This is a genomic window from Massilia sp. AB1 (assembly GCF_018119385.1).
Lineage (GTDB): Bacteria > Pseudomonadota > Gammaproteobacteria > Burkholderiales > Burkholderiaceae_D > Telluria.
In genome coordinates this window covers 80,072-105,097 of record NZ_JAGKSG010000004.1, presented here as the reverse complement: position 1 = coordinate 105,097, position 25,026 = coordinate 80,072, and the positions used below count along the sequence as shown (strand labels likewise).

The 25,026-nt window shown below is 67.2% G+C and carries 19 protein-coding genes; 7 read left to right on the top strand and 12 right to left on the bottom strand.

Going from position 1 to position 25,026, the window contains the following annotated elements:
• Positions 1-134: 134 nt before the first annotated feature.
• The 5 genes from J8847_RS04070 (at position 135) to J8847_RS04050 (ending at position 3,440) form a co-directional block, all read left to right on the top strand.
• Positions 135-893 (top strand): hypothetical protein, encoded by a 759-nt coding sequence (locus tag J8847_RS04070; RefSeq protein ID WP_211523400.1) that lies wholly within the window; start codon positions 135-137, stop codon positions 891-893.
• Positions 894-922: 29 nt separating this feature from the next.
• On the top strand, positions 923-1,279 hold the full coding sequence (locus J8847_RS04065) for a YciI family protein (protein ID WP_211523399.1): 357 nt from the start codon (positions 923-925) through the stop codon (positions 1,277-1,279).
• Between the two features lie 93 nt (positions 1,280-1,372).
• The gene (locus tag J8847_RS04060; protein WP_211523398.1) at positions 1,373-1,765 is read left to right on the top strand and encodes a YciI family protein; all 393 of its coding nucleotides are present in this window, start codon (positions 1,373-1,375) and stop codon (positions 1,763-1,765) included.
• Positions 1,765-2,172, top strand: coding sequence for a VOC family protein (locus tag J8847_RS04055; RefSeq protein WP_211523397.1), 408 nt, complete (start codon positions 1,765-1,767; stop codon positions 2,170-2,172). The genes J8847_RS04060 and J8847_RS04055 overlap by 1 nt, the downstream gene beginning before the upstream one ends.
• Positions 2,172-3,440, top strand: coding sequence for an RNA polymerase sigma factor (locus J8847_RS04050; RefSeq protein ID WP_211523396.1), 1,269 nt, complete (start codon positions 2,172-2,174; stop codon positions 3,438-3,440). The genes J8847_RS04055 and J8847_RS04050 overlap by 1 nt, the downstream gene beginning before the upstream one ends.
• 46 nt (positions 3,441-3,486) lie before the next feature.
• Here the strand turns inward: J8847_RS04050 and J8847_RS04045 are convergent, their stop codons facing one another.
• The 5 genes from J8847_RS04045 to J8847_RS04025 form a co-directional block, all read right to left on the bottom strand.
• Positions 3,487-4,335, bottom strand: a complete 849-nt coding sequence (locus tag J8847_RS04045; protein ID WP_211523395.1) for a FecR domain-containing protein — start codon at positions 4,333-4,335, stop codon at positions 3,487-3,489.
• Positions 4,301-8,152 (bottom strand): filamentous hemagglutinin N-terminal domain-containing protein, encoded by a 3,852-nt coding sequence (locus J8847_RS04040; protein ID WP_211523394.1) that lies wholly within the window; start codon positions 8,150-8,152, stop codon positions 4,301-4,303. The genes J8847_RS04045 and J8847_RS04040 overlap by 35 nt, the downstream gene beginning before the upstream one ends.
• Before the next feature lie 11 nt (positions 8,153-8,163).
• Positions 8,164-9,786: a ShlB/FhaC/HecB family hemolysin secretion/activation protein gene (locus J8847_RS04035; RefSeq protein ID WP_211523393.1), complete on the bottom strand. Its 1,623-nt coding sequence runs from the start codon at positions 9,784-9,786 to the stop codon at positions 8,164-8,166.
• Between the two features lie 201 nt (positions 9,787-9,987).
• Positions 9,988-12,267 carry a CHASE2 domain-containing protein gene (locus J8847_RS04030; protein ID WP_211523392.1) on the bottom strand — a complete coding sequence of 760 codons (2,280 nt, stop codon included), beginning with the start codon at positions 12,265-12,267 and terminating at the stop codon, positions 9,988-9,990.
• 15 nt (positions 12,268-12,282) lie between these two features.
• Entirely contained in the window at positions 12,283-13,902 is a 1,620-nt protein-coding gene (locus tag J8847_RS04025) for an HD family phosphohydrolase (protein ID WP_211523391.1), read from the bottom strand.
• Between the two features lie 176 nt (positions 13,903-14,078).
• Here J8847_RS04025 and J8847_RS04020 point away from each other — a divergent pair, with 176 nt between their 5' ends.
• Both J8847_RS04020 and J8847_RS04015 read left to right on the top strand, forming a co-directional pair.
• Positions 14,079-14,990, top strand: a complete 912-nt coding sequence (locus tag J8847_RS04020; RefSeq protein ID WP_211523390.1) for an MBL fold metallo-hydrolase — start codon at positions 14,079-14,081, stop codon at positions 14,988-14,990.
• Positions 14,987-17,332 carry a GspE/PulE family protein gene (locus tag J8847_RS04015; protein ID WP_211523389.1) on the top strand — a complete coding sequence of 782 codons (2,346 nt, stop codon included), beginning with the start codon at positions 14,987-14,989 and terminating at the stop codon, positions 17,330-17,332. Before J8847_RS04020 ends, J8847_RS04015 begins: the two co-directional genes overlap by 4 nt.
• A 36-nt stretch (positions 17,333-17,368) precedes the next feature.
• Here J8847_RS04015 and pulA read toward each other — a convergent pair whose 3' ends face one another.
• The 7 genes from pulA to priB all read right to left on the bottom strand — a co-directional run bounded on the left by pulA (position 17,369) and on the right by priB (position 25,017).
• A complete protein-coding gene (pulA, locus tag J8847_RS04010) occupies positions 17,369-20,371 on the bottom strand; it encodes a pullulanase-type alpha-1,6-glucosidase (RefSeq protein ID WP_229512490.1) in 3,003 nt (1,000 codons plus the stop codon).
• A 313-nt stretch (positions 20,372-20,684) separates the two neighbouring features.
• On the bottom strand, positions 20,685-21,695 hold the full coding sequence (locus J8847_RS04005; protein WP_211519124.1) for an inorganic phosphate transporter: 1,011 nt from the start codon (positions 21,693-21,695) through the stop codon (positions 20,685-20,687).
• A 24-nt stretch (positions 21,696-21,719) separates the two neighbouring features.
• Positions 21,720-22,346, bottom strand: a complete 627-nt coding sequence (locus J8847_RS04000; protein ID WP_211523387.1) for a DUF47 domain-containing protein — start codon at positions 22,344-22,346, stop codon at positions 21,720-21,722.
• Between the two features lie 74 nt (positions 22,347-22,420).
• A complete protein-coding gene (locus J8847_RS03995; protein ID WP_373888805.1) occupies positions 22,421-23,818 on the bottom strand; it encodes a replicative DNA helicase in 1,398 nt (465 codons plus the stop codon).
• Positions 23,819-23,914: 96 nt separating this feature from the next.
• On the bottom strand, positions 23,915-24,367 hold the full coding sequence (gene rplI, locus J8847_RS03990; RefSeq protein ID WP_211523385.1) for a 50S ribosomal protein L9: 453 nt from the start codon (positions 24,365-24,367) through the stop codon (positions 23,915-23,917).
• 38 nt (positions 24,368-24,405) lie between these two features.
• On the bottom strand, positions 24,406-24,696 hold the full coding sequence (rpsR, locus tag J8847_RS03985; RefSeq protein WP_036249492.1) for a 30S ribosomal protein S18: 291 nt from the start codon (positions 24,694-24,696) through the stop codon (positions 24,406-24,408).
• A gap of 30 nt (positions 24,697-24,726) precedes the next feature.
• A complete protein-coding gene (gene priB, locus J8847_RS03980) occupies positions 24,727-25,017 on the bottom strand; it encodes a primosomal replication protein N (RefSeq protein ID WP_211523384.1) in 291 nt (96 codons plus the stop codon).
• Between the last annotated feature and the right edge of the window lie 9 nt (positions 25,018-25,026).

Here is a 25,026-nt window from a genome sequence, read left to right as displayed (position 1 = left end):
CGGACTTGGGTTCCGGCCTTCGCCGGAACGACGTGCTGGAGCTAGCCGCTAGCTCATAAACCGTCGTTCCGGCGAAGGCCGGAACCCAAGTTCGCAGCACACCACCATTTTCACCGTTCACCACAACAACAAGAATGCCCCTCTTACTAAAACTCCTGCTCGTCCCCTCCCTCATCGCCGCCGTTACCCTCGCAGGCCGCCGCTGGGGCCCCAAGGTCGCCGGCTGGCTCTCCGCCTTCCCCATCGTCTCCGGCCCCATCCTGCTGGCCATCGCCCTCGAACAGGGCAGCGACTTCGCCGCCACCGCCGCCGCCAACACCCTGCTCGCCGTGCTGGCCATCCTGGTTTTCAGCGTCGCCTACGCCCGCATGGCGAAGCGCCAGGGCGTGTTCGCCTCCATGACCGCCGCCCTGCTCGCCTGGGCCCTGAGCGTCGCCCTGCTGCGCAGCCTCGAATTCCCGCTGTGGGCCGGCTTTGCCGCCGTCCTCGCCGCCCTGCTCGCCGCCCCGCGCCTGATCGGCAAGATCGATGCGCGCAAGACCTCCGCCGCCCCGGCCCGCGACCTGCCCTGGCGCATGGCCGCCGGGGCGTTCCTGACCCTGGCCGTCACCGCCGCCGCCGCCCAGATGGGCCCGCGCCTGAGCGGCATGTTCGCCATGTTCCCGGTCATGAGCACGGTGCTGGTCGGCTTCTCGCACCGCAGCTCCGGCCCCGGCTTCGCGGTCGACCTGCTGCGCGGCATGGTGCGCGGCTACTATGCCTTCGCCGTGTTCTGCCTGGTGCTGGCCCTGCTGCTGCGCGCCCAGCCGCTGGCGCCGGCCTTCCTCGCGGCCACGGTGTGCGCCCTGGCAGTGCAGCTGGGCTTGCGCGCCGCCATGGCCCGCTTAAAATAGCTCGATTCACCATACACAAGGAGACCGGGATGCCCCACATGTTGCTGATCCACGAACCCGTCGGCCAGCGCGCCACCCGCAGCGATCCGGAAGGCCGCGCCGTCTACGACCGCATGCTGCGCTGGGGCGACGACCTGAAAGCCCGCGGCCTGCTGCTGGGCGGCGAATCGCTGGCCTCGACCGAGCACGCAGTGCGCGTCAGCACCGGCGGCGGCCGGGCGCGCATCGTCGACGGCCCCTTCGCGGAAGCCAAGGAAATGGTTGGCGGCTTCTTCCTGGTCAACGTGGACACGCGCGAGGAAGCCGTGGCCCTGGCGCAGACCTGCCCAGCCGCCGAATGGGCGACGGTCGAGGTGCGCGCCTTGGCGCCCTGCTTCGAAACATAAAAAAATATCAGCGGCGATGTCGAAACGCCGCGCCGCCGTTCGTCGTAGGGAATGAAAGGCGGCATGCGCCGCTTTCCAACCAAGGAGAACGACATGCGTTTCATGATCATCGTCAAGGCGACCGGCGCGACGGAAGCGGGCGTCATGCCCGACGCCAGCCTGTTCGCCGCGATGGGCGAGTACCACCAGGAACTGGCCCGCGCCGGCGTCTTGCTCGACGCCAACGGCCTCAAGCCGAGCAGCCAGGGCTGGCGCATCCGCTACAAAGGCAAGCAGCGCAGCGTGATCGACGGCCCCTTCGCCGAGACCAAGGAGCTGATCGCCGGCTACACCCTGATCCAGGTCCGCTCGCGCGAAGAAGCGCTCGAATGGGCGCGCCGCTTCCCCAACCCGCACGGCGAGGACGCCGCGGCCGAGATCGAAGTGCGCCCGCTGTACGAGATGGACGACCTCCCCGCCTACGCCCAAGCCCACAAGGAGCAATGATGCATACCCAGATCTACGTGAACCTCCCGGTCAAGGACCTCGAACGCAGCAAGGCCTTCTTCGGCGCGCTCGGCTTCAGCTTCAATCCCCAGTTCAGCGACCAGAACGCCGCCTGCATGATCGTCAATCCCGACGCCTATGTGATGCTGCTGGCCGAGCCCTTCTTCCAGGGCTTCACGCGCAAGCCGATCTCAAGCGCCAGGGACAGCACCGAGGTGCTGGTCTGCCTGTCGCGCGACAGCCGCGCGGCGGTCGACGAGATGGTGGCCAAGGCGCGCGAAGCCGGCGGCAGCGTGCCGGCCGAAGCGCGCGACTACGGCTTCATGTACCAGCACGGCTTCGAAGACCCGGACGGCCATATCTGGGAGCTGGCCTATATGGCGTCGATGCCCCCGGCGCAGGCCTGATGGACGCCAGCGTCGATCAGGCGATTGCGGGCGTCTGGCGTATCGAGTCGGCCCGCATCGTCGCGAGCGTGGCGCGTATCGTGCGCGACGTCGGGCTGGCCGAGGAGCTGGCCCAGGACGCGCTGGTCGCGGCGCTCGAGCACTGGCCCCGGGACGGCATTCCCGAGCGTCCCGGCGCCTGGCTGCTCACCGCCGCGCGCAACAACGCCCTCGACCGCCTGCGGCGCGACCGCTCGCTGCGCGACAAACTGGAACAGATCGGCCTCGACCTCGAGGCCCAGGAGGCGCTCGTGGTGCCCGACTTCTCCGACAGCCTGGACGACAAGCGGGGCGATGTGTTCCAGGACGACATGCTGCGCCTGATGTTCACCGCCTGCCACCCGGTGCTGCCGGCCGACGCCAGGGTGGCGCTCACCCTCAAGCTGCTGGGCGGCCTGTCGACCCCGGAAATCGCGCGCGCCTTCCTGGTGCCGGAAGCCACCATGGCCCAGCGCATCGTGCGCGCCAAGCGCAGCCTGGGCGAGGCCAGGGTCGCCTTCGAGCTGCCGCCGCCCGAGGAACTCGACGAACGCCTGGGAACGGTGCTGGAAGTGGTCTACCTGGTCTTCAACGAAGGCTACTCGGCCACCGCCGGCGAAGACTGGATGCGCCCGCAGCTGCTCGAGGAAGCCCTGCGCCTGGGCCGCATCCTGGCCGAACTCGCGCCCGGCGAACCGGAGGTGCACGGCCTGGTGGCCCTGATGGAATTGCAGGCCTCGCGCATGCATGCGCGCCTGGACGGCGCCGGCAAGCCGGTGCTGCTGCTCGAGCAGGACCGTGCACGCTGGGACGGGGTGCTGATCCGGCGTGGGCTGGCAGCCCTGGAACGCGCCGCGAAGCTGGACCTGCCGCGCGGCCCCTACGTGCTGCAGGCCGAACTCGCGGCCTGCCACGCCCGCGCCCACCGCGCCGAGCTGACCGACTGGCGCCGCATCGCGGACCTGTACGCGGAGCTGGCCGCGATCCAGCCCTCGCCGGTGGTGGAGCTCAACCGCGCGGTCGCCGTCGGCATGGCGGACGGGCCGGCCGCCGGGCTGGCCCTGGTCGACCAGCTGGCCGCCGGCGGCAAGCTGGTCGGCTACCACTGGCTGCCGAGCGTGCGCGGCGACCTGCTCGCCAAGCTCGGACGCGGGCGCGAAGCGAAGCAAGAATTCGAACGCGCCGCCGCCCTGACTTCCAACGCGCGCGAGCGCGAACTGCTGCTCGAGCGCGCGGCCTCCCAACAATGACAAAACCCCGCGGCCGGGAGCCGCGGGGTTTTGGTGGAGGACACGGTCAGCGTACGATGCAGTCGGTCGACTGTCCCTGTCCGGGTCCTGCGCCATTGCTGGCCACCGGACCGCCGCTGCCGGCGTCGAAGCTCGGCGGCGGAACGAACTGGATGCCCGGGTTCGACGGCACGATCACCGGCGGCTGGTTCACGTTCGGCACATAGCCGAACTGGCCGGCCTGGAAACCGAGCGCGCCGCCATTGTTGGTGACGATGATGGCGCCGTCGGTCACCTGCAGGTGCAGGCCCGGGGCCAGGGGCGGCGGCGCCGGACCGTCCGCACCACGGGGCAGCTTGCCGCCCGCGCCAATCGGTGTCTTTTCCGCCGGGTTCGACGGCGGCAGCGCACTGGTGTTGTACTCGATGCGTATGCCGGCCGGCGGTGGTGGCGGCACGTACTGCGCCACGAAGGTGGTGCCGCGGATGCCGATGGTCGCGGTCGGCGTCTTGAGCGAGAACTTTTCCTTGTTGCGCTTGCCCATCAGGCCGGTGATCGAGCGCAGGCCGCCCTTCACCAGGCTGTAGCTGGCGTTGTCCGCTTCCGGCTTGTTCTCGTCATAGGAGAAGTTCTCGACCTTGAAGGTGGTGCCGGGGCGCAGCGTGATCTCGCTGTTGTCCACGAACTTGATCTGGGCGTAGGTGTTCTTCTCCGACACCAGGGTGTCGCCGCTTTCGATCTCGGAACGCAGAGCCAGCACCTTGACGCTGCCGTCCGCCTTCTTCGCCAGCAGCGGGCCGCTCAGGTGCGTCACCATGCCGGCCACCTGCGCCGCCCAGGCCGCGCCGCCGGCACCGAGCAGCAGCGCGAACAGCAGCGCCTTAATTGCAGTACATTTTTGCAGCAGGTTTTTCATTCTTCACTCCAGTGTTCTCCGCGGACGCAGGACCGGCCTGCTTCTCGTTCTTCTCCGGCTGTTCCGGACCGCCCTGGCCCGCATCGGCCTTCGCCTCGTTCTGGCGGTTGATCAGGTTGACCGCCACGCGCTGCGTGTCGTCGATCGGTGCGGTCGCCTTGCCCTGGCCGGGGGTCGATACCTGGCAGGCCGGCAGGGTCGGATCTTTCGAGCACAGCACGGCCGTCGGCAGCACCGCTTCGCAGCCTTGCAGGTTTGGCGACACCACGCATTGCGCCAGCTTCGGCAGGCGCACTTCGCAACCCTGCAGGGACGGGCTGCCGATGCACTGCGCCAAGGTCGGCAGCACCACGCCGCAGCCCGGGGCGCCTGGCTTGACGATGCACTCCGACAGCGTCGGCAGCACGCCTTCGCACACCGGGGCGCCCGGGTCCACCAGGCAGGAATCGAAGGTCACCTGCACGGTCTGGGCGCAGCCTTCCTGGCCCGGATTCACCTTGCACACCTCGATGGGCGGCAACACCACGGCGCAGTTCGGCCCCGTCGGGTTGACCAGGCAAGCCTCGAAGGTGGCGCGCCGGATCACCGGTTCGCAGCCCGGCTGCTTTGGGTTGAGCTGGCACTGGGACAGCGGGGGCAGGATGCTGCCGCAGTCCGGGCCGGCCGGATTGACGATGCAAACCTGCAGCGCGGCATCCAGCACCGGGGCGCAGCCCGGCAGCGCCGGATTGACCAGGCAGGCGGACAGCGGCGGCGGCGGGAGCGGTTCCGGTTCAGGTTGCGGATCCGGTTTCGGGTCCGGTTGCGGATCCGGCTGCGGCTCGGGTTGCGGATCCGGCTTCGGGTCCGGCTGCGGCTCGGGTTGCGGGTCGGGTTGCGGATCGGGTTGCGGGTCCGGTTGCGGGTCCGGTTGCGGATCGGGTTGCGGGTCCGGCTTCGGGTCCGGTTGCGGGTCCGGCTTCGGATCCGGCTCCGAACCGGTGGTGGTCACCGTGAGGCGGTCCGCCGGCACCAGGATGCTGCCCGGTGCGATCGAGGTCGAGCCGCCCTCCACGCTCACGCTGCCGCTGGCGGTGTTCACGCGCGCGGCGGCGCCGATGGTGACCGCGCCGCCATTGTCGGCGAACAGGCGGATGTTGCCGCTGTCCGAGCTCACGCTGCCTTCGATGGTCAGCGGGCTGTGGGTGATCAGGCTGATGTTGCCGCTGCCCGTCTTGATGCCCTGTTCATAGGACTCGGTCGCCGCCACGGTCAGGCCGCCGGTGCTCTCGATCGCGATCGCGCCGCCGTTGCCGCTGCCGGCCTGCACCACGTCCTGCAGGATCAGCGGGCGGTCGTTGACGATGTTGATCGGGGCGATGCCGGCCGCCGTATTGGTGGCCGAGAGGATGTTGGCGCTGGTATGCAGCGGGAGCTTGTCGCTGCCGATGCCGCCGCGCGAGGTCAGCGACAGGTAGCTGCCCTTCAGCGCGCCGGCGCCGCCGATGGAATCCGCGTCGATCAGCACGGCGGTTCCTTCGAGCGCGCTGTCGACGAGCAGGTCGCCGCCGCGCAGGTTCACTTCCACCCCTGCTTTCACGCCCACCAGCTCGCCCAGGGTGGCGACGCGCAGGCTGTCGATCCAGTTGAAATGAAACTGGTGGCCGGACGCGGCGCCTGCCAGGGCGCCGTCGACCTTGTTGGCGCCGCTCAGGTACACCGTGCCGCCCTGCACGGCCAGGTCGCGCGTCGTGATCGCGCCCGACCCGTTGATCGAACCGCGTGCGCTCAGGTCCACCAGGCCGCTCGCGTTCACCGCGCCCGACAAGCTCAGGCTTTCGCCGGCCTCGAGCACGACGTCGCTCGACTTGATGGCGCCATCCACGCTGAGCGCGTTGCCGCTCAGCTTGACGCCGGCGCTGGCCTCGATGGTGGCGGCGCGGTCCACCGACACGCTTGCGCCGCCCAGCCTGGGGTGCAGGTTGCCGACGAACTGGCTGTTGGCGCCGGTGAGCGTGACCGGGGCGCCGATGCTGATCGCGCCGCGCGTGTCGATCACCAGGTTGCCCGCCAGGGTCACGGGACTGTCGATCCTGACCATCCCGTTGTGGGCGCTATTGCCGATGCTGATCTGGTAGACGTCCATCTTCGCCAGCTGGGACGGCTGCAGGCTCAGGGAGCCGGTGTCGTAATAGCTGCCGATCTCGGCCACCTTGATGGCGGTGGCGTCGTTATAGGTGGTGAAGCTCACCGTCGGCAACACGCCGTTCACACCGCCGACCTTGCCGAAGAAATTCATGCGGGAGGCTTTGAAGTCGATGTAGCCGGGGCTGGAGACCGAGCCTTCCTGGTCGAGCGTGAAGCTGCCCTTGGCGCGGAAATCGGCGGTGCCCCCGACCCGCAGCGCCGCGTTGACGACGATGTCGTTGCCCGCCTCGGCGCGCAGGCTGTAGGGCGTGTCGATGCCCAGTTCGAATGTCAGGTCGTGCTGGGCCTGGAGGACGATGTCGGCCTTGGTGTCCAGCAGGGTCTGCGGCGAGACCCGGCTCACGCCGCTGGCCGGTCCGCTGCCGAACACCGCGACTTCGAGCGCGCTGGCCTCGCCGCCGGCCCCGACCACGATGTCGTAGGGGTCGAGCAGCCAGGTGCCCTGGCGCCCCTGTGCGGAACCCGCATCGACGCGGATGCCGGCGACGTCCAGGTCGTGGCCCGAGGTCTCGACCAGGCCGCCCTGGCCCATGCCGCGCGCCGAGATGCTGCCGTAGGCCGCGGTCGCGCCATCCGACCACAGCACCACCTTGCCGCCCTCGCCCTGCGCGAGCGCGTCGGCGCGGATGCTGGCGTCCTTGCCGAACCAGGTCTGCCGCGCGTTGGGCAGCAGCGGGTTCTTGCCCTGGTAATCGCCGCCGGCCAGCACCGTGCCGCCGCCCAGCTGGCCGCTCGCGTCCACCGCGGCGTTGCCGGCCAGGCCGACGCGTTCGCCCAGCAGGTGGATGTCGCCGCCCTTGCCGGCGCCGCGCGCACTGGTGACGCTGCCCTGCCCCAGCACGGCGTCGCGGCTGGCCTTGAGGACGATCTTGCCGTTGGCGCCGACCACGGCGCTGTCGGCATTGACCGCGCCGCGCTGGTTCACCAGGGCGCCGTAGATGCCGATGCGGCCGCTGCTGGCCACCACCTGGCCCAGGTTGATCGCCTGGTCCTGGGGCGCCGACACGACCACGTGCAGGTCGGGGTTGCCGGCGTCGACCAGCTCCACGCTGCGCCCGGCAGCGAGCACGATCTCGCCGTTGGGCGCGCTGATCACCCCGCTGTTCTCGATGTTCGGTGCGACCAGGAACACCTTGCCGCCGTTCGGCGTGGCGATGGCGCCTTCGTTGCGCACAGCACCGGCGGCCGCTCCCTCCTTGAAGCGCTTCTTCCCGGCCAGGAAGTCGGCGTCGCTCATGTTCAGGGTCGAGGCCACCAGGCCGTTCACGTCGACGCGCGCGTCGCGGCCGAACACGATGCCGTTCGGGTTGATCAGGAAGACCTTGCCGTTCGACTGCAGCGCGCCCAGGATGCGGCTCGGGTCCTGGCCCAGGATGCGGTTGAGCACCGCGCTGTCGCTGCTTTGCTGGATGAAGCGCGTGACCTCGCCCGCATTGACCGAGAAGCTTTGCCAGTTGATGATCGTGCCGGGCGTGTTCGTGATCGAGAACACGTTGCCCTGCTGCGAGAAGCTGGCCTGGCCGGCGACGACCTGCGGCGAGGCCGGCGCTGCCTGGGCGCCGCCGACGCCCGCCACGGCGGCGGCCACGAGCAGCGCCGCCTTGCGGATCTTGAAGAGTGGTTTGTTCATCTGGTCTTCCTTTAGTAGGCCAGGCCGATACGCACGTGCAGCTTGTCGCTGCCCTTGCTGACCGTCCCCAGCGCGCCCGCTTTCACGACATGGCCGTAATCGACCTGCAGCGAAGCCGCGCTGCCGGCGGCGAAGCGCAGGCCGAGGCCCGCGCCGGCGATGGTGGTGCTGTCCAGCTCACCCGGCAGCGGATGCTTGCGCTTGCCGTAGGCGCTGTCGTAGAAGGCGAGCGCGCGGCATTGCCAGCCGGCGCGGCTGCACCAGTTGGGCGTGTACAGTTCCAGGTTGGCGTTCAGGCCCGAGTCCGTCGACAGTTCGCGCTCGCGGAAGCCGCGCACCGAGGTCGAGCCGCCGGCGCCGAACTGCTCGCCCGGCACCAGAGCGTCCGGGCTGAGCTGGCCGTTGGCCAGCAGGCGCGCCTGCCAGTCGCTCTCGCCCAGGGCCTGGCTCCAGGCGCCGGACAGGCGCAGCGCGGTGTAGCCCGGCTTGGCGTTCAGGCGCGCACGCTTGAAATCCTCGTCCGAACCGCGCGATCCGCCCGGCAGGTTGCGCAGCAGGGTCAAGGCGAAATTCGCTTCGCCGCCGTCGAGCGCTACCCGGCCCGCGTAGCCGATGCTGAGCGGACGCACGGTGACGTCGTTGCCGAAGTCCTGGTCCGCGAACAGCACGCTGTTCTTGTAGGCCTTGATGTCGGCGCCCAGCAGCAGGCGCGCTTCGAAGTCGCGCCCGCCCAGGAGGCTCTTGGGCAGGATCTTCGTATAGCGCGCGCCATATACGGCGCCGCGGCCGCTCACGGCCAGGTCGAACAGGCCCGCGCTCACCACGCCGGAGTCGACGTCCGAATAGCTGGCGTAGAAGTCCAGCGCCGCGCCTTGCGCATACAGGGGAATGTGGTAGCCCAGGCCCCAGACGGCGACCTGGTCGGGCTTTTCGACGGTGGTGGTGTACTGCAGGCTGCCGACATGGTCGCGCCCCCCCAGGTTTGCATGCTGCAGCACCACGCCCGCGTGGGTCTTGCCGGTTTCGTCGGTGCCGGTGTTGTCGAGGTTGAGCATCACGCTCCAGGGCTTCTCGTCCTGCACCTCGATGCTGGCGTCGACGCTGTCGTCGGCCGCGCCGCTGCCCAGGCTCAGCTTGATCTTCTTGGACGGGTTCTCGTTGGCCAGCTTGAGGTTGGCCGACACCTCCTTGAGGTTGGGCGTCTGTCCCGCGGCCAGGGCCGGCAGGCTGCGGCGGATGTTCTCTTCGCTATGCCAGGCGTTGCCGCCGACCTTGATGCTGCCGATCTTCGTCTGCAACACCTTCAGGCGCACCACCCCGCCATTCAGCTCCTGTTCCGGCAGCTGCACGGTCACGACGTTGTAGCCGCGCGCGTGGTACAGGGCTTCGAGCGCCTCCAGGGCGCGCTGGACGTCGCCGAAGTCGCGGTCCGGTCCCGCGTAGGGGGCGACCGCCTGCTCGATCTCCTTCGGGTCGAGCAGGGTGTTGCCGGCCACGTCGAAACGGCTGATCTCGAACCGGACGATATCATCGGACGCGGGCGCGGCGGCCTGGGGCCCTTCCTGGGCCCAGGCTGCGCCGACGGCGACGGCAAGCACGGAGCCTGCGAGCAGGCGTGCGAAGCGTTGTTTCATGTGTTAGCTCTACGGTGTTTGTTCTTATCTGTTTTTGGCGCGGACCGAGCGCACCCGGAGGCGCGCTGGCGGGACTGCATGCATGGTGAGTGTACCCAGCTTTAACTTGCAATGGAGAAAAAGTAAGGTATGAAAAGCAACTTCCCCCACGCGTAGGGGGAAGGAAGACGTCACATTGTTGTTCTTATGCAACTTCAGATGTCATTTGGTCTCGAAACTGGTGACGCCGTCCCAGTCCGGCCCTGGAGGTCGACGCCGGTAGTGGGCAAGGCGTTCCAGGTAGAGGGCATACAGGGCCTGCTGCGGATGCCGATCCTGCAGCGCCTGAATGGCTTCCTGCGCCGCGTCCCACTGCTGCGCTCGCACCAGCGCCAGTGCGGCGTCCCAGGCCGCCAGCTCGCCATGCACGGCCGCATCGAGTTCGCCTGCCCTGCCGAGCGGCTCGAAGATCGCGACCGGCTCGTTCTTGCCCTTGACCCGCACAAGGTCCAGCTCGCGCCAGGCGAATTCCGGCGCCGCCAGGCGGGTCGCCTCGCCGGCCGCGATGCCCACGCCGTAGACCTTGGTAATGCCTTCCAGGCGCGAGCCCAGGTTGACCGCGTCGCCCATCACCGTGTAGGCGCGGCGGATCGCCGAGCCCATGTCGCCCACGTGCATCAGGCCGCTGTTCAGGCCGATGCCGATCCTGAGCGCCGGCCAGCCGCGCTGCAGGAACTCGCGGTTCAGGCGTTCGGCGCTCTCCTGCATCAGGAGCGCCGTCGCCACCGCACGGCTGGCGTGGTCGGCGAAGTGCACGGGCGCGCCCCAGAAGGCCATCACGGCGTCGCCGATGTACTTGTCGAGCGTGCCCTGGTGGCTGGAACGGATGTCCTCGGACATCGCGGTCAGGTAAAGGTTGATGTACTCGCGCAGCTCCTTCGGGCTCAGGCCCTCGGAGATGGTGGTGAAGCCGCGCACGTCGACGAACATCACGGTCAGCTCGCGGCTTTCGCCGTCCATGTTGTAGGCGGCCGGGTCCTCGGCCATCCTGGCCACCAGCTCGGGCGCGACGTATTCGCCGAAGCGCGAAACCAGCGCCCTGCCCTTGCGGAACTCGAAGAAGTAGCCCCAGGCCAGGTTGAGCACGAACAGCGCGCCGACCAGCAGCAGGCAGATGAAGATGTCGAGCACCATGTCGTGCTCGGTATAGAGGTAGAAGTTGAACCAGGCGCAGAGGGCGAACACCGCGCCGGCCAGCAGCACCGACCAGGCGGGCGACAGCAGCGCCAGCGCCGCGCTCAGGACCAGGCCGACCACGGCGACCTGGATCGCCTCCACCGATTGCGCCCACCAGGGACGGGTCTTGAAGCGGCCGTCCAGCATCGACTTGATCAGGTTGGCGTGCACCTCGACCCCGGGGAAGACCGGGTTCACGGGCGTGGCGCGCAAGTCCTGCAGGCCCGGCGCCGTGGTGCCGACCAGGACGATCGTCCCCTCCAGCACCTGCTTCGGCACCCGGCCGGCCAGCACGTCGGCGGCGGAAACGTAACGGAAAGCGCCGCCTTCCGGTCCGCCGCTGCCGCGGTACTGGACGGCGACCGTCATCGCCTGGCCGACCGGGATGCCTGTCGCGCGCCGTCCCGGCAAGAACATATCGAGGTACTCGACCGAATCGGCCTCGCGCTCGAGCGCCGACAGCGTATCGACCGTCTCGGTGAAACGCGGCTTGACCGCGGTGGCCTCGGCGAAGACGGCGGCCGTGGCCACCGACAGCGAGGGATAGTAGCCATCGCCGATGCGGAAGATCAGGGGCGACGAACGGATCAGTCCATCCGCGCCCGGCAGGGTCGTGAAGATGCCGGCGCCGGCCGCGGCCTCCTGGAGGCGCGCGATGTTCGCTTCATATCCCGTTCCCGCGTAGCTCAGCAGCGAGCGGCCGTTCAGGTCTTCGCCGGTGAACGAAGGCGCGGGCAGCACGCCCTTCTTCACTTCCGCGGACAGGTTAAAGCCGAGCACCACCGGCTGCCCGCGCAAGGCCTCGGCGAAGCGCCCGTCGTAGTCGAGCTGTCCCTTGATCTGGCCGAGTTCGCGCTGCAGGCCCGGCACGTCCTTGAGCTCGCGCGCGGCCAGGCGCTCCAGCACGGCATAGCCGGAGCTCAGGTCCGGTTCCGGGAACGAGATGTCGAAGCCCACGGCGCCGGTTTCGTAATGGCGCGTGAGCTGCTCCACCAGCCTGGCCAGCACATGGCGCGGCCATGGAAAGCGCCCGATCTCGTCCAGGCTCTTGCTGTCGATATCGACGATGACGATCGAAGGATCGAGCTCGAAGGGTTCCAGGCGCATGCGCAGGTCCGAGATGATCGTGTCCTGGCGCGCGATCGTGTGGCTGGTCCAGACATCCAGCGGGTACAGCGCCGCGACCAGGGTGAGCAGCACACCGGCGGTCCAGCGGACACCGTATTTCGACCACGCGCGGCCGAAAGCCTGCCGGATGCTTCCCATGCCCTTCCCCGCAGCTCAGGGCTGGTAGCCGGGAATCGCCGCCTCGTCGACCTCGTCGATCTGCGACGGGTCCAGGTTCTTGCGGGCGAACTCCAGGTAGACCTTCCGGCGCACGAAGACGTCGAACAGGTCGGGGTCGATGTGGCCGTTGAGCGCGAACTTGCCGAGGATGTGCAGCGACTCCGACAGGGTCTTGCCCTTCTTGTAGGGCCGGTCGCGCGCGGTGAGCGCTTCGAAGATGTCGGCGATGGCCATGATGCGCGCCTGGACCGACATCTGCTCGCGCGTCAGGCCGCGCGGATAGCCCTTGCCGTCCATGCGTTCGTGGTGGCCGCCCGCGTATTCCGGCACGTTCTTGAGGTGCTTGGGCCAGGGCAGCGACTCCAGCATGCGGATCGTCACCACGATGTGGTTGTTGATGATCTTGCGCTCTTCCTCGGTCAGGGTGCCGAAGCGCACGGTCAGGTTCAGCACCTCCTCGGCGCTGAGGAAGTCCTGTTCCTGCCCATCCGGCCCGGTCCACGGGGTGCGGGCGATGCGGCGCACGCGTTCCTGGTCTTCCGGCGCCATGCCTTCGCCGCCGACGTTGGCGCGGCGCAGGAAGTCGCGGTCGGCGCGGATGCGGTTCTGTTCCGACAGCAGCCGGTCCTCGATGGCGGCAGTGTCGGCGTCCGGCTCCAGCCTGGCGCGCAGGGCGCGGATCTCGGCGTCGCGCAGCAGCACTTCGAAGCGGGTGTCGACCAGGTGGATGCGGTCGAAGATGGTCTGCAGCTTGGTGGCCTTGTCGACCACGTGCACCGGGGTCGTGATCTTGCCGCAGTCGTGCAGCAGGCCGGCAAGCCACAGCTCGCGGCGGTCGGCGTCGGTCATGCTGAAGGCCGCCAGCGGCCCGCTGCCGGAACCGTGTGCGGCCTCGGCCAGCATCATGGTCAGCTCGGGCACGAACTGGCAATGGCGGCCGGTATAGGGCGATTTCTCGTCGATGCCGATGTTGATCAGGTTGACCAGGGCTTCGAGCAGGCCTTCGAGCTGCTTGACCAGCTGCTGGTTGGTCAGCGCCACCGCGGCCTGCGCGGCCAGGGCCTCGATGAAGCGCTGGTCGGTCTGGGTGAAGGCGCGGATGGTCCCGGTCTCGCGGTCCTTGGCGTTGACCAGCTGGAGCACGCCCACCAGCTCGCCCTCGTGGTCGGTCATCGGCACCGTCAGGAAGGATTGCGAGTGATAGCCGAAGGCCGCGTCGAAGGCGCGCATGCCGGAGAAATTGAAGACGTCCGCCTTGTACACGTCCTCGATGTTGACCGACTGGTTGAAGTTGGCCGCATAAGCCGCCACCGAGGCCAGGTTCTTGTTGCCGTAGCTGTCGTAGAGCGGCACCGGCTGGATGTCGATCGGCTTGCCGCTCACTCCGCCCTGGTAGATGCCGAGCGTGTCGTTGATCGAGATGTGGAAGCACAGGTGCTCCCCGTCCTCGCTCGGGCGGTACAGGGTGCCGCCGTCGGCGTCGGTCATCTGCTTGGCGACGCGCAGGATGCGGTCGAGCAGCGCGGCGGTGTCGCGGTTGCCGCCGAGCGCCACGCTGACCTCGGTCAGCTGATGCAGACGTTGCGCGAGTTGGGACGGGGTCAGCTCTTCCATGTTTCGACGGCAATGTGAATTGCAAAATGGTATCTTTCCGCAGTGTAGCTTTCTTACGGCACGCTGACCACATATTCTGGTGATGAGTCGCAATTTTTAGAGCCACAGAGACACAAACCCGCTATCATCGAACCTGTTTTCACAACAAAAAGACAAGTTCTGGCAGGAGTGTCCTGATGAAATTCCGCTTCTGGGGCGTACGGGGATCGATCCCGTCACCGGGTCCCCGCACCGCACGCTACGGCGGCAACACGACCTGCATCGAAGTGCGCACCGACGACGACACCCTGATCGTGCTGGACGGCGGCACCGGCCTGTTCCCGCTGGCCCAGCACCTCCTCGCCCGCAGTCAGCAAACTGCGCGCGAAGGCGGGATCGCCGCCAACATCTTCATCACCCACAGCCACTGGGACCACATCCACGGCCTGCCCTTCTTCACCCCGCTGTTCGTCAAGGGCAGCCGGGTGCGCCTGCACGGCGCCTACGACCCGGTCACCGGCAAGGGCATCGAGCACGTGATGGCGGTGCAGCTGCAGAACAGCTACTTCCCGGTCAGCGAGACCCAGATGGACGCCACCATCGAATACCGCACCCTGGAGATCGGCCAGGCGATCGAGGTCGGCGATGCGGCCGTGTCGAACGTCCTGATGAACCACCCGGTCACCAACCTCGGCTACCGCATCGCCTGCGGCGGCAAGTCGGTGTTCTTCACCGGCGACCACGAGCCCTGGCACAACCCGCATCCGCCGGGCGGCAGCGAGCACGCCGCCTTCGAAGAGCACCTGGCCGCGCGCGAGCGCGAGATCGACGCCGCCATGCGCGGCGTGGACGCCCTGATCGTCGACTGCTCCTACACCCGCGAGGAATACCCGTCCAAGCTGGGATGGGGCCACGGCACCTTCGACGCCGCCATCGAGATGGCGCTGCGGGTCGGCGCGCGCGCGCTCTACTGCACCCATCACGAACCGACGCGCGGCGACGACGAGCTCGAAGCGGTGTTCGCCGACGTGCTGGCGCGCTACGCGCACAAGCTGGGCGGCTTGCGGGTCCACCTGGCCTACGAAGGCCTGGAAGTCGAACTGCCATGAACGACGCCCTCAGCCCCTCCGCCGGCGACGCCGAGCGGCGCCTGGACTTCCTGGGCAAGCTCCAGCACACCACCACCAAGATCCACGCCACCTCCAAGCTGGACGAGATCATGCTCGACCTGGGCATGGACTTCTGCGACCTGTTCCACTGCGACCGCTTCACCCTGTACGCGGTGGCGCCGGACAAGGAGCACATCGTCTCCAAGGTCAAGACCGGGCTAACCTCCTTCCGCGACCTGCGCCTGCGCATCGCGCCCAGCTCGGTGGCGGGCTATGCGGCGCTGACGCGCCAGACGATCTCGATCGCCGACGTCTACGACGAGGACGAGCTGCGCCGCCTTTCGCCCGAGCTGCACTTCCAGCGCGGGGTCGACCAGCGCACCGGCTACCGCACCCGCGAGATGCTGGCGGCGCCCCTGGTGGCGCAGGGCGGCGAGCTGCTGGGCGTGGTCCAGTTCATCAACCACCGCGACGGCGGACCCTTCCCCGCCCTCTACCTGGACGGCGTGCGCCAGCTGTGCGACACGCTGGCGGTGGCGCTCGACAAGCGCCTGGGCCCGCAGCCGGTGCGCGGCAAGTACGACGCCCTGGTGCAGGAAGCCGTGCTGTCCGCGGCCGAGCTGGAACAGGCCACCCGCGCAGCGCGCGACCGCGACCTCGACATCGAGGACCTGCTGGCCGACGAACTGCGCGTGCGCCGCGCGGCGATCGGCGCCGCGCTGGCCGCCCACTACGGCGTGCCCTACGAACCCTTCCGCGCCGACCGGATCAAGCCGATCGAGCTGCTGCGCAACCTGAAGCTCCAGTATGTCGAGGAAAGCGGCTGGCTGCCGCTCGAGGACGGGCGCGACGGCCTGGTGGTGCTGGCGATCGACCCGGACCGCACCAGCGCATCGCGCATCGTGTCCCAGCTCTTCCCAAAGGCGAAGGTGCTCTGGCGCGTCACCACGCGCCGCGAATTCCGCCAGACCGCCGACCAGTTCTTCGGCACCGGCCCGGCCAGCAACGAATCGGTGGGCGAGCTGCTGTCCGGGCTGGAGGACGACGAGGACGGCGAAGGCTCATCCGAGGTATCGGAAGCGGTCGAGAACGAACTGGTCAAGCTGCTCAACAAGGTGATCGTGGACGCCTACCGCCAGGGCGTATCGGACATCCACATCGAACCCCAGCCCGGCAAGGGCAAGACCGGCATCCGCTTCCGCAAGGACGGCATCCTGGTGCCCTATATCGAGATTCCGTCCAGCTACCGCAACGCCCTGGTGGCGCGCGTGAAGATCATGTGCGACCTCGACATCTCGGAGCGCCGCAAGCCCCAGGACGGCAAGATCAAGTTCCGCAAGTACGGGCCGCTCGACATCGAGCTGCGCGTGGCGACCATCCCGTCGAGCGGCGGGGTCGAGGATGTGGTGATGCGCATCCTGCAGGCGGGCGAGCCGATCCCGCTCGGCCAGCTGGGCATCAGCCCGGGCAACCTGGAACGCCTGGTGCCGGCCATCGAGAAGCCCTACGGCCTGTTCTTCGTGTGCGGCCCCACCGGCTCGGGCAAGACCACCACCCTGCACTCGATCCTGGCCCACCTGAACACGCCCGAGACCAAGATCTGGACCGCGGAAGACCCGGTCGAGATCACCCAGAAGGGCTTGCGCCAGGTGCAGGTGAACCGCAAGGCCGGCCTGGACTTCGCCGCCGTGATGCGGGCCTTCCTGCGCGCCGACCCCGACATCATCATGGTCGGCGAGATGCGCGACAAGGAAACGGTCAGCACTGGCATCGAAGCTTCGCTGACCGGCCACCTGGTGTTCGCGACCCTGCACACCAACAGCGCGCCGGAATCGATCGTGCGCCTGATGGACATGGGCATGGACCCGTTCAACTTCGCCGACGCCCTGGTCGGCATCCTGGCCCAGCGCCTGGCGCGGCGCCTGTGCACGTCCTGCCGCGAAGCCTATCATCCGGACGAGCACGAGATCGAGGCCCTGCTGTTCGAATACTGCGAGGACCTGGTCGCCACCAGCGCCTTCCGCAGCGATCCGGTGGCCGCGCGCGACAAGGTGCTGGAGGGCTGGCGCGCCCGCCACGCCGACGGCGAAGGCCGTTTCACCTTGTACCGCGCGGTCGGCTGCGATGCCTGCACCAAGGGCTACCGGGGCCGCGTCGGCCTGCACGAGCTGATGCTCGGCACCGATGGCCTCAAGCGCCTGATCGTCGAGCACGCGCGCGTGGCCGCCCTGCTCTCGAACGCCCTGGAGGACGGCATGCAGACCCTCAAGATGGACGGGGTCGAAAAAGTGCTGGCCGGCCTGACCGACATGAAGATGGTGCGGGCCGTCTGCATCAAATAAAGGCCGGCGGCGCACCGCGCCGCCGGCTCATGCCGCTTACTGCTCGACGAACACGGCCGCCGTACGCGCCGGCACCGTGAAGCTGGCGCTGGCCGGATCGAAGCGCGAGCCCTGCACCACCGCGTCAGCCGATTTGCGCTGCAGCTTGTGCAGCGACAGGCGGGCGCCGCGCAGTTCCGGGATGGCGATGGTCTTGGCCGCCTTGTCCACGTTGAACAGCACCACCACGCTGCGGTACTGGGCCTCCGGGTAGCGGCTCGGCTGGTCGCCCGCGATGCGCATCGCCACCAGGCCAGGCACCTGGTCCGGACCCGTATTCAGGAAAGTCAGGCGCTCGCTGACGTCCTGGGCGCTGCGCAGGCGGAACAGGCTGCTGTCCTTGCGGATCGCCAGGAATTCCTCAAACACCGCCTTGGCCGACTGGATCGCGCCGCTGTCCGGCTTGATCAGCGGATTGGCCAGGATAGGCTGCATCACCCACCAGTTGTCGCGGTTGACGCCCGCCATCGGCAGGCCCACGCCGAAGTTGTTCGACGCGTAGCTGTAGTCCAGGCGGTTGAACCAGTCGCCGGCGTTATAGCTGTCGCGGTCGAGCGACTTGGAACGCAGGATTTCCTGGCCCGCGTGGATGAAAGGCACGCCCTGCGACAGCAGCACGATGGCCGCGCCCAGGTTCTGCACCCGCACCCGGTCCGCCACGCTGGTGTTCTGCGGGAGGCGGAAGGCGTTGATGTCGAACAGGGTCTGGTTGTCGTGGGCTTCGATGTAGTTGATGGTCTCGCTGGGCGCGGCCGCGAAGCCCGCCTGCTGGCCGAAGTAGTCGATCTGGGCATTGCTGCGCAGCGAACCGAAACGGTCGACGAAGCGGTAGTCGCGCAGGGTGCCGGACAGGCCGACGCGCACCAGGTCGGCCAGGCGCAGCGCATCGTCCTTCGACTGGCTGGCCCAGGCGTTCGGGTCATACCACGCGCCGTTGATGAAGCCCTGCTGGCTCACCAGGTTGCCGCCGCCGTCGCAACAGCCGCCGCCGCGCACCGCGTCGCGCAGGCGGTCGTTGAAGGAACCGATGCCGCTGCCGAACATATTGGCCTGGCGCGCCTGCACGAAGCGCGCGTCGTTGCCGACCGTGCCGAAGTTCCAGGCTTCGCCGTACAGGTAGATCTCGCGGCCGGCGGAGCGGTTCACCTCGGCCTGCAGGCGCTTCATCAGGTCCAGCGGCGCGAAGCCCATGATGTCGAAGCGGAAGCTGTCGACCTGGTAGTGCTTCGCCCACAGGGACACCGAGTCGATCATCAGCTTGCCCATCATCGCGTGCTCGGCGGCGGTGTCGGCGCAGCAGCTGTCGTTCAGGATCGAGCCGCTGTTGTTGAGGCGGTAGTAATAGGCCGGGACGATCTTGTCCAGCACCGATGTCGGGCCCTGCTGCGAGCCGCTGGTGTGGTTGAAGACCACGTCCATGGTCACGCGCAGGCCGGTTTCATGCAGGGCCTGGACCATGGAACGGAACTCGCGCACGCGGGCCGCGCCGTCGTTGGCATCGGTGGCGTAGCTGCCGTCCGGGGCGTTGTAGTGGACCGGGTCGTAGCCCCAGTTGAAGCAGTCGCTGTCGCGCACCGCGTCCACCGCCGCCTGCTGGCTCTCGGAGTCCGGCGCCGCGTTCGGGATGGCCGGGCTGACGCAGCCGGTTTCGTCGACGCTGGCGATGTCGAACACCGGCAGCAGGTGCACGTGGCTCAGGCCCGCCTTCTGCAGCGATTTCAGGTGGCGCATGCCGTTCGAGTCGCGGTCGGCGAAGGCCAGGTACTTGCCGCGGTGGCCGGCGGGCACGGTGGCATCAACAGCGCTGAAGTCGCGCACATGCAGCTCGTACAGCGAGATGTCGGCCGGATGCGCGAGCTTGGGGCTGCGCTGGTCGTCCCAGCCGGCCGGCTTGAGCGCGGCGCTGTCCAGGTTGCCGACGAAACTGCGGCGGCCGTTGGCGTTGAGGCTGACCGAATACGGGTCGGTCACGGTATTCGTCACCACCGCATTGTTCGCCCAGCGCGACAGCACCTTGACCGTGTAGGTATACCAGGCGCGGTTGGTCCAGTCCGCGTTCGGGGCGGTATAGGTCCACAGGCCGCTGGCGGCGTCGCGCCGCATCGCCACCTGGGTGGCGGCGGGAGCGGACGCATCCGCATAGATGTCGAGGCTGACGGAGCGCGCGGTCGGCGCCCAGACGCGGAAGGTCGGCACGCCGGCGCGGTCGAAGGTGACGCCCAGCTGGGCGTTCATGGCCTTGGCCGCAAAGACCTCGTCGAGCATGCCGGCGTTCTGCAGCGAGGTCACCTGCACCAGGCGGCCGTCGGCGCCGAACTGGGCGATCGCGAACTGGGCGCTGGCCAAACCTGCAGCCTGGGCGGCGTCCGCGTCCGACAGGGCCAGGCCGGTGGCGCCGGCGAGGTGCGGGAATTTCTGGCGCACGGACTCGGGGAGGCTCGCCGGCTGGAGCGCGAAGCTGCCGTCGGCGCCGGTGACGCCCTCGATGCCGGAGCCCAGACCCCCTTCGCGCGCGTAATACAGGCGGTAGCTGCCGCTCGACGGCACGCCCGGCCAGGCCAGGTGGCGCGCGGACAGCCAGTGGGCGCTGGCGCTGGACAGGTTGCCGAAGCTGATCGCCGGCGGCGAGTTGTAGATCGTGCAGTCGCCTTCCAGCAGCCAGATCTCCTGGCCTTTCTGCCAGACGTCGGCGTTCAGGGCCGCGCCCTGGTCATTGCCGCAGTTCTTGGTGCCGTTGCCGTCCGTGACCAGGAACCAGAACGCGCTCTTGCCCGCGGCCAGCGGGATGTCGACGTAGCCGCCGAAGCCGTCCGTTTTCGTGAACATGAAGCGGGTGGTGATCCAGGCCGTGCTCGGGTTTTGCGGGCCGTCCCAGGAGTACACGCCCCACTCGGCGGTATCGTTCTGGACGCGGCGGAAGTGGACGCGGATGCTGCCGGGCGCCAGCGCTTCGCTGCTTGCTGCCGCGGTGGTGCCGGCCAGGCTGCGGTTGGCGGACATGCCGGACACGGCGGAATCCTCTCCTCCGCCGCACCCGGCCAGCAGGCCGCCTGCGGCGAGCACAGCGGCAAGCACTCGCAGCCGTGAAGTGAAACTACGTGCATCGAACATTGTGTCTCCTCTGTATTTTTGTCTGCGCTGCCTTCATAGCGAGGCTTCAGTACCGGCGGCAGCGGTGGCCAGCGGTCACTGTGTAATATTACTACTAGCGTTAGCAAAAATGTAAAGAAGTATGCACACTGCGGCGATTGCGCGACAGGCGAAAAAAAAGCGGAGCCTGCGCTCCGCTTTTTCGTACCGGACCAGCCGGGAATTACATGATGTGGGTGCCGATCCACCACGCCACCGCCGCCATGAAGGCCGACGCCGGGATGGTGAAGATCCAGGCCCAGACGATGTTGCCCGCCACGCCCCAGCGCACGGCCGAAGCCTTCTGCGAGGCGCCCACGCCGACGATCGCGCCGGTGATGGTGTGGGTGGTCGAGACCGGGATGCCCCAGAAGCTGGCCATCAGGAGGGTCATGGCGCCACCGGTCTCGGCGCAGAAGCCGCCGACCGGCTTGAGCTTGGTGATCTTCTGTCCCATGGTCTTGACGATGCGCCAGCCGCCGAACAGCGTGCCGAAGCTGATCGCCGCATAGCAGGAGATGATGACCCAGGTCGGCGGAAGCGCATCGGTCGGGCTGGTGTAGCCTGCCGCGATCAGGAGCATCCAGATGATGCCCATGGTCTTTTGCGCGTCGTTGCCGCCGTGGCCCAGCGAATAGCCGGCGGCCGAGGCCAGTTGCAGGCGGCGGAACCACACGTCGACCTTGCGCGGGGTGGACTTCACGAAGATCCACGACACCATCAGCATGATGACCGAGCCGAGCACGAAGCCGAGCAGCGGCGCCAGCACGATGAACATCACGGTCTTGATCAGGCCCGCCGAGATCAGGGCGCCGGTGCCGGACTTGGCCACCGCGGCGCCGACCAGGCCGCCGATCAGCGCGTGCGAGGACGAGGACGGAATGCCGTAGTACCAGGTGATGATGTTCCAGACGATGGCCCCGACCAGGGCGCCGAAGATCACATAGTGGTCCACCACATGCGGATCGATGGTCCCCTTGCCGATGGTTTGCGCCACCTTCATGCTGACCACGAAGATCGCGATGAAGTTGAAGAACGCAGCCATGGCGACTGCGGTTTGCGGCTTCAGGACGCCGGTCGAGACGACGGTCGCGATCGCGTTCGCCGAATCGTGGAAGCCGTTCATGAAGTCGAACACCAGCGCCAGCAGCACCAGCATGCCCAGCACGTAAATGCTGATGTGTAGAGTTTCCATAGTTATTCTTGTTCTGTGGCCGCGTTACGCGTTCTCGACAATGATGCCTTCGATGATGTTGGCGACATCTTCGCAACGGTCGGTGACGGTTTCGAGGATCTCGTAGATGGCTTTCATCTTGATCAGGTTGCGCACGTCCGGCTCGTCGCGGAACAGCTTGGACATGGCGGCGCGCATCACGTGGTCGGCGTCGGACTCGAAGCGGTCGATCTCTTCGCAGATGGCGACGATCTTCTGGGCGTTGCCCATGTCGTGCAGCAGGGCGACAGCGTCCTGCACCTTCAGGCAAGCCGACAGGCACAGCTCGGCCAGGCGCTTGGCTTCCGGGGTCACCGCATGCAGGTCGTACAGCGAGATGGTCTGGGCCGCGTCTTCCATCATGTCGAGGATGTCGTCCATGCGGGTGATCAGCTTGTGGATGTCGTCGCGGTCGAGCGGGGTGATGAAGGTCTTGTGCAGCAGGTCAACGCAGGCGTAGGTGATCTTGTCAGCCTGTTTTTCGATGCTCTCCACAGCGTGGGTGCGGTTTTCCAGGTCGTCGAAGTTGGTCATCAGGCCAACCATTTCCTGCGCACCCTTCACGCACAATGCGGCGTGCTGGTTGAACAGATCAAAAAACTTGCCCTCCTGGGGCATCAGGCGTCCAAACATATTGTTCTCCGTTGTGAATCTCTTGGGACTTCGAAACCGCTGGACCGGTCGGCAGCGGCAAAGTATTCGACGGCTTAATCGCCCTGGTAGATGGCGAGGTTACCGCTGTAATTGCCAAACTTGGTGTACTGGCCGATCCAGGTCAGGCGAATCGCGCCGATAGGACCGTTACGCTGCTTGCCGATAATGATCTCGGCGGTTCCTTTGTCGGGCGAGTCCGGGTTGTAGACCTCGTCGCGATACAGGAAGATGATCACGTCCGCATCCTGTTCGATAGCGCCGGATTCGCGCAAGTCGGACATGACGGGACGTTTGTTGGGGCGTTGTTCCAGCGAGCGGTTCAGCTGGGACAGCGCGATGACCGGGCAATGCAATTCCTTGGCCAGGCCCTTGAGCGAACGCGAAATCTCCGAGATCTCGGAGGCGCGGTTGTCGCCCGGCTGGCTGCCCTGCATCAGCTGCAGGTAGTCGACGATGATGAGGCCCAGTTTGCCGCATTGGCGGGCCAGGCGGCGCGCGCGTGCGCGCATCTCGATCGGGTTCAGCGCCGGCGTCTCGTCGATGTAGAGCTGGGCGTCGTTCATCTTCTGGATGGCGTGCGTCAGGCGCGGCCAGTCCTCGTCGTTCAGGCGGCCGGTACGCAGGCGGTGCTGGTCGAGCTGGCCGACCGAGCCCAGCATACGCATGGCCAGCTGGGCGCCGCCCATTTCCATGGAAAACACGGCGACCGGCAGGCCCGCTTCGATGGCGACGTTCTCGCCGATGTTGACCGAGAACGCGGTCTTGCCCATCGACGGACGGCCGGCCACGATGACCAGGTCGCCCGGCTGCAGGCCGGAAGTCATGCGGTCGAGGTCGATGAAGCCGGTCGGCACGCCGGTGATCTCGCCCTGGTTCTCGCGCGAATACAGTTCGTCGATGCGCTCCACCACCTGGGTCAGCAGCGGCTGCACCGCGGTCCAGCCCTGGGCGCCGCGGGCGCCCTGCTCCGCGATCGCGAAGATCTTGGACTCGGCCTCGTCGAGCATCTGCTTGACTTCCTTGCCTTGCGGATTGAAGGCATTGCCGGAGATCTCGTCGGCGACGGTGATGAGCTTGCGCAGGATGCCGCGGTCGCGCACGATCTCGGCGTAGCGGCGGATGTTGGCCGCCGACGGCGTGTTCTGCGCCATCGCGTTCAGGTATTGCAGTCCGCCCACTTCCTCGGCCTTGCCGAGCTGGTTGCAGGCCTCGTAGACCGTGATCACGTCCGCCGGCTTGCCCGAGTTGATCAGGCGGATCATCTGTTCGAAGATGATGCGGTGGTCGTAGCGGTAGAAGTCGTCCGCATGCATGAAATCGGCAATGCGGTCCCAGGCCGCGTTATCGCGCAGCAGGCCGCCGATGACGGACTGTTCTGCTTCGATGGAGTGCGGCGGGATGCGCAGGGATTCGATTTGCGGATCGGCGGGTGCGGAATTCATGGGCGGCATTATACCTGCTCCGGTCACGCGGCTGAAATAATTGGTGAATCTTGCCAATAAAAAAAGCCGGGCGAACCCGGCTTTTTTCTTTTATACAACAACAGCTTAGGCTGCTTCGCCCACGACGGCGATGGTGATCTCCGAGACCACATCGGTGTGCAGGGCGACGGCCACCGGGAATTCGCCGGTGGTCTTCAGCGGGCCGGTCGGCAGGCGAACCTGCGACTTCTCGACCGGGAAGCCTTGCTTGCTCAGAGCTTCGGCGATGTCGAAGTTGGTGACCGAACCGAACAGACGGCCGTCCACGCCCGCCTTCTGGGCGATGGTGACGGTCATGCCGCTCAGCTTGTCGCCTTGCGCCTGGGCAGCAGCCAGCTTTTCAGCGGCGGCTTTTTCCAGTTCGGCGCGCTTGGCTTCGAACTCGGCCACAGCCGACTGGGTCGCGCGGCGTGCCATCTTTTGCGGGATCAGGAAGTTACGTGCGTAACCGTCCTTGACTTTGACGACGTCGCCCAGGTTGCCGACGTTGACTACTTTTTCCAACAGAATAACTTGCATGTTTTATCTCCAGGATATCTGACTGTCGTGGCCGACGATTAGGCGTTGTGCAGGTCGGTGTACGGCAGCAGCGCGAGGTAGCGTGCGCGCTTGATCGCGGTGTCGACCTGGCGCTGGTAGTGCGCCTTGGTGCCGGTCAGGCGTGCCGGCATGATCTTGCCGTTTTCCTGGACGAAGTCCTTCAGGGTGTCGACGTCCTTGTAGTCCACCTGTTCCACGCCGGCGGCGGTGAAGCGGCAGAACTTCTTGCGCTTGAACAGCGGGTTCTGCTGTTTGCGCTTGAGTTTTTCTTTAGCTTTGTTTTTGTCGAACTTTTTACCGAATGCCATTTTGAGGCTCCTGTATCTATCTAGTGCCGCTTAGGCGGCTTGAAAATCAATGATGTGAAACACCAGGGCTTTGCTGTTGCGGTTTTTCTTTGCGAGGAATCCGCTGAAACGGTAGCTGGCGCCGAGTTCCGCGCTGCCGAACCTGCCCGAGATCTCACCCGCGGCGAAGGCGGGGATCTCGAACTCGACCTGCCTTGCGACGCCGGCCTCTTCCTGCTGCCCACTGTGCATCAGGATGGCGGACACGATGGGTACGCCGGCCGGGGTGTAGCGCAGGACATCACGCTCGGCGATGGTCGCTTCGAGCTCGAGCTGGTTCACTACTTCCGT

Coding starts and splice junctions, on each gene's coding strand:
- J8847_RS04070 (WP_211523400.1), top strand. CDS start 135: ATGCCCCTCTTACTAAAACTCCTGCTCGTCCCCTCCCTCATCGCCGCC.
- J8847_RS04065 (WP_211523399.1), top strand. CDS start 923: ATGCCCCACATGTTGCTGATCCACGAACCCGTCGGCCAGCGCGCCACC.
- J8847_RS04060 (WP_211523398.1), top strand. CDS start 1,373: ATGCGTTTCATGATCATCGTCAAGGCGACCGGCGCGACGGAAGCGGGC.
- J8847_RS04055 (WP_211523397.1), top strand. CDS start 1,765: ATGCATACCCAGATCTACGTGAACCTCCCGGTCAAGGACCTCGAACGC.
- J8847_RS04050 (WP_211523396.1), top strand. CDS start 2,172: ATGGACGCCAGCGTCGATCAGGCGATTGCGGGCGTCTGGCGTATCGAG.
- J8847_RS04045 (WP_211523395.1), bottom strand. CDS start 4,335: ATGAAAAACCTGCTGCAAAAATGTACTGCAATTAAGGCGCTGCTGTTC.
- J8847_RS04040 (WP_211523394.1), bottom strand. CDS start 8,152: ATGAACAAACCACTCTTCAAGATCCGCAAGGCGGCGCTGCTCGTGGCC.
- J8847_RS04035 (WP_211523393.1), bottom strand. CDS start 9,786: ATGAAACAACGCTTCGCACGCCTGCTCGCAGGCTCCGTGCTTGCCGTC.
- J8847_RS04030 (WP_211523392.1), bottom strand. CDS start 12,267: ATGGGAAGCATCCGGCAGGCTTTCGGCCGCGCGTGGTCGAAATACGGT.
- J8847_RS04025 (WP_211523391.1), bottom strand. CDS start 13,902: ATGGAAGAGCTGACCCCGTCCCAACTCGCGCAACGTCTGCATCAGCTG.
- J8847_RS04020 (WP_211523390.1), top strand. CDS start 14,079: ATGAAATTCCGCTTCTGGGGCGTACGGGGATCGATCCCGTCACCGGGT.
- J8847_RS04015 (WP_211523389.1), top strand. CDS start 14,987: ATGAACGACGCCCTCAGCCCCTCCGCCGGCGACGCCGAGCGGCGCCTG.
- pulA (WP_229512490.1), bottom strand. CDS start 20,371: ATGTCCGCCAACCGCAGCCTGGCCGGCACCACCGCGGCAGCAAGCAGC.
- J8847_RS04005 (WP_211519124.1), bottom strand. CDS start 21,695: ATGGAAACTCTACACATCAGCATTTACGTGCTGGGCATGCTGGTGCTG.
- J8847_RS04000 (WP_211523387.1), bottom strand. CDS start 22,346: ATGTTTGGACGCCTGATGCCCCAGGAGGGCAAGTTTTTTGATCTGTTC.
- J8847_RS03995 (WP_373888805.1), bottom strand. CDS start 23,818: ATGCCGCCCATGAATTCCGCACCCGCCGATCCGCAAATCGAATCCCTG.
- rplI (WP_211523385.1), bottom strand. CDS start 24,367: ATGCAAGTTATTCTGTTGGAAAAAGTAGTCAACGTCGGCAACCTGGGC.
- rpsR (WP_036249492.1), bottom strand. CDS start 24,696: ATGGCATTCGGTAAAAAGTTCGACAAAAACAAAGCTAAAGAAAAACTC.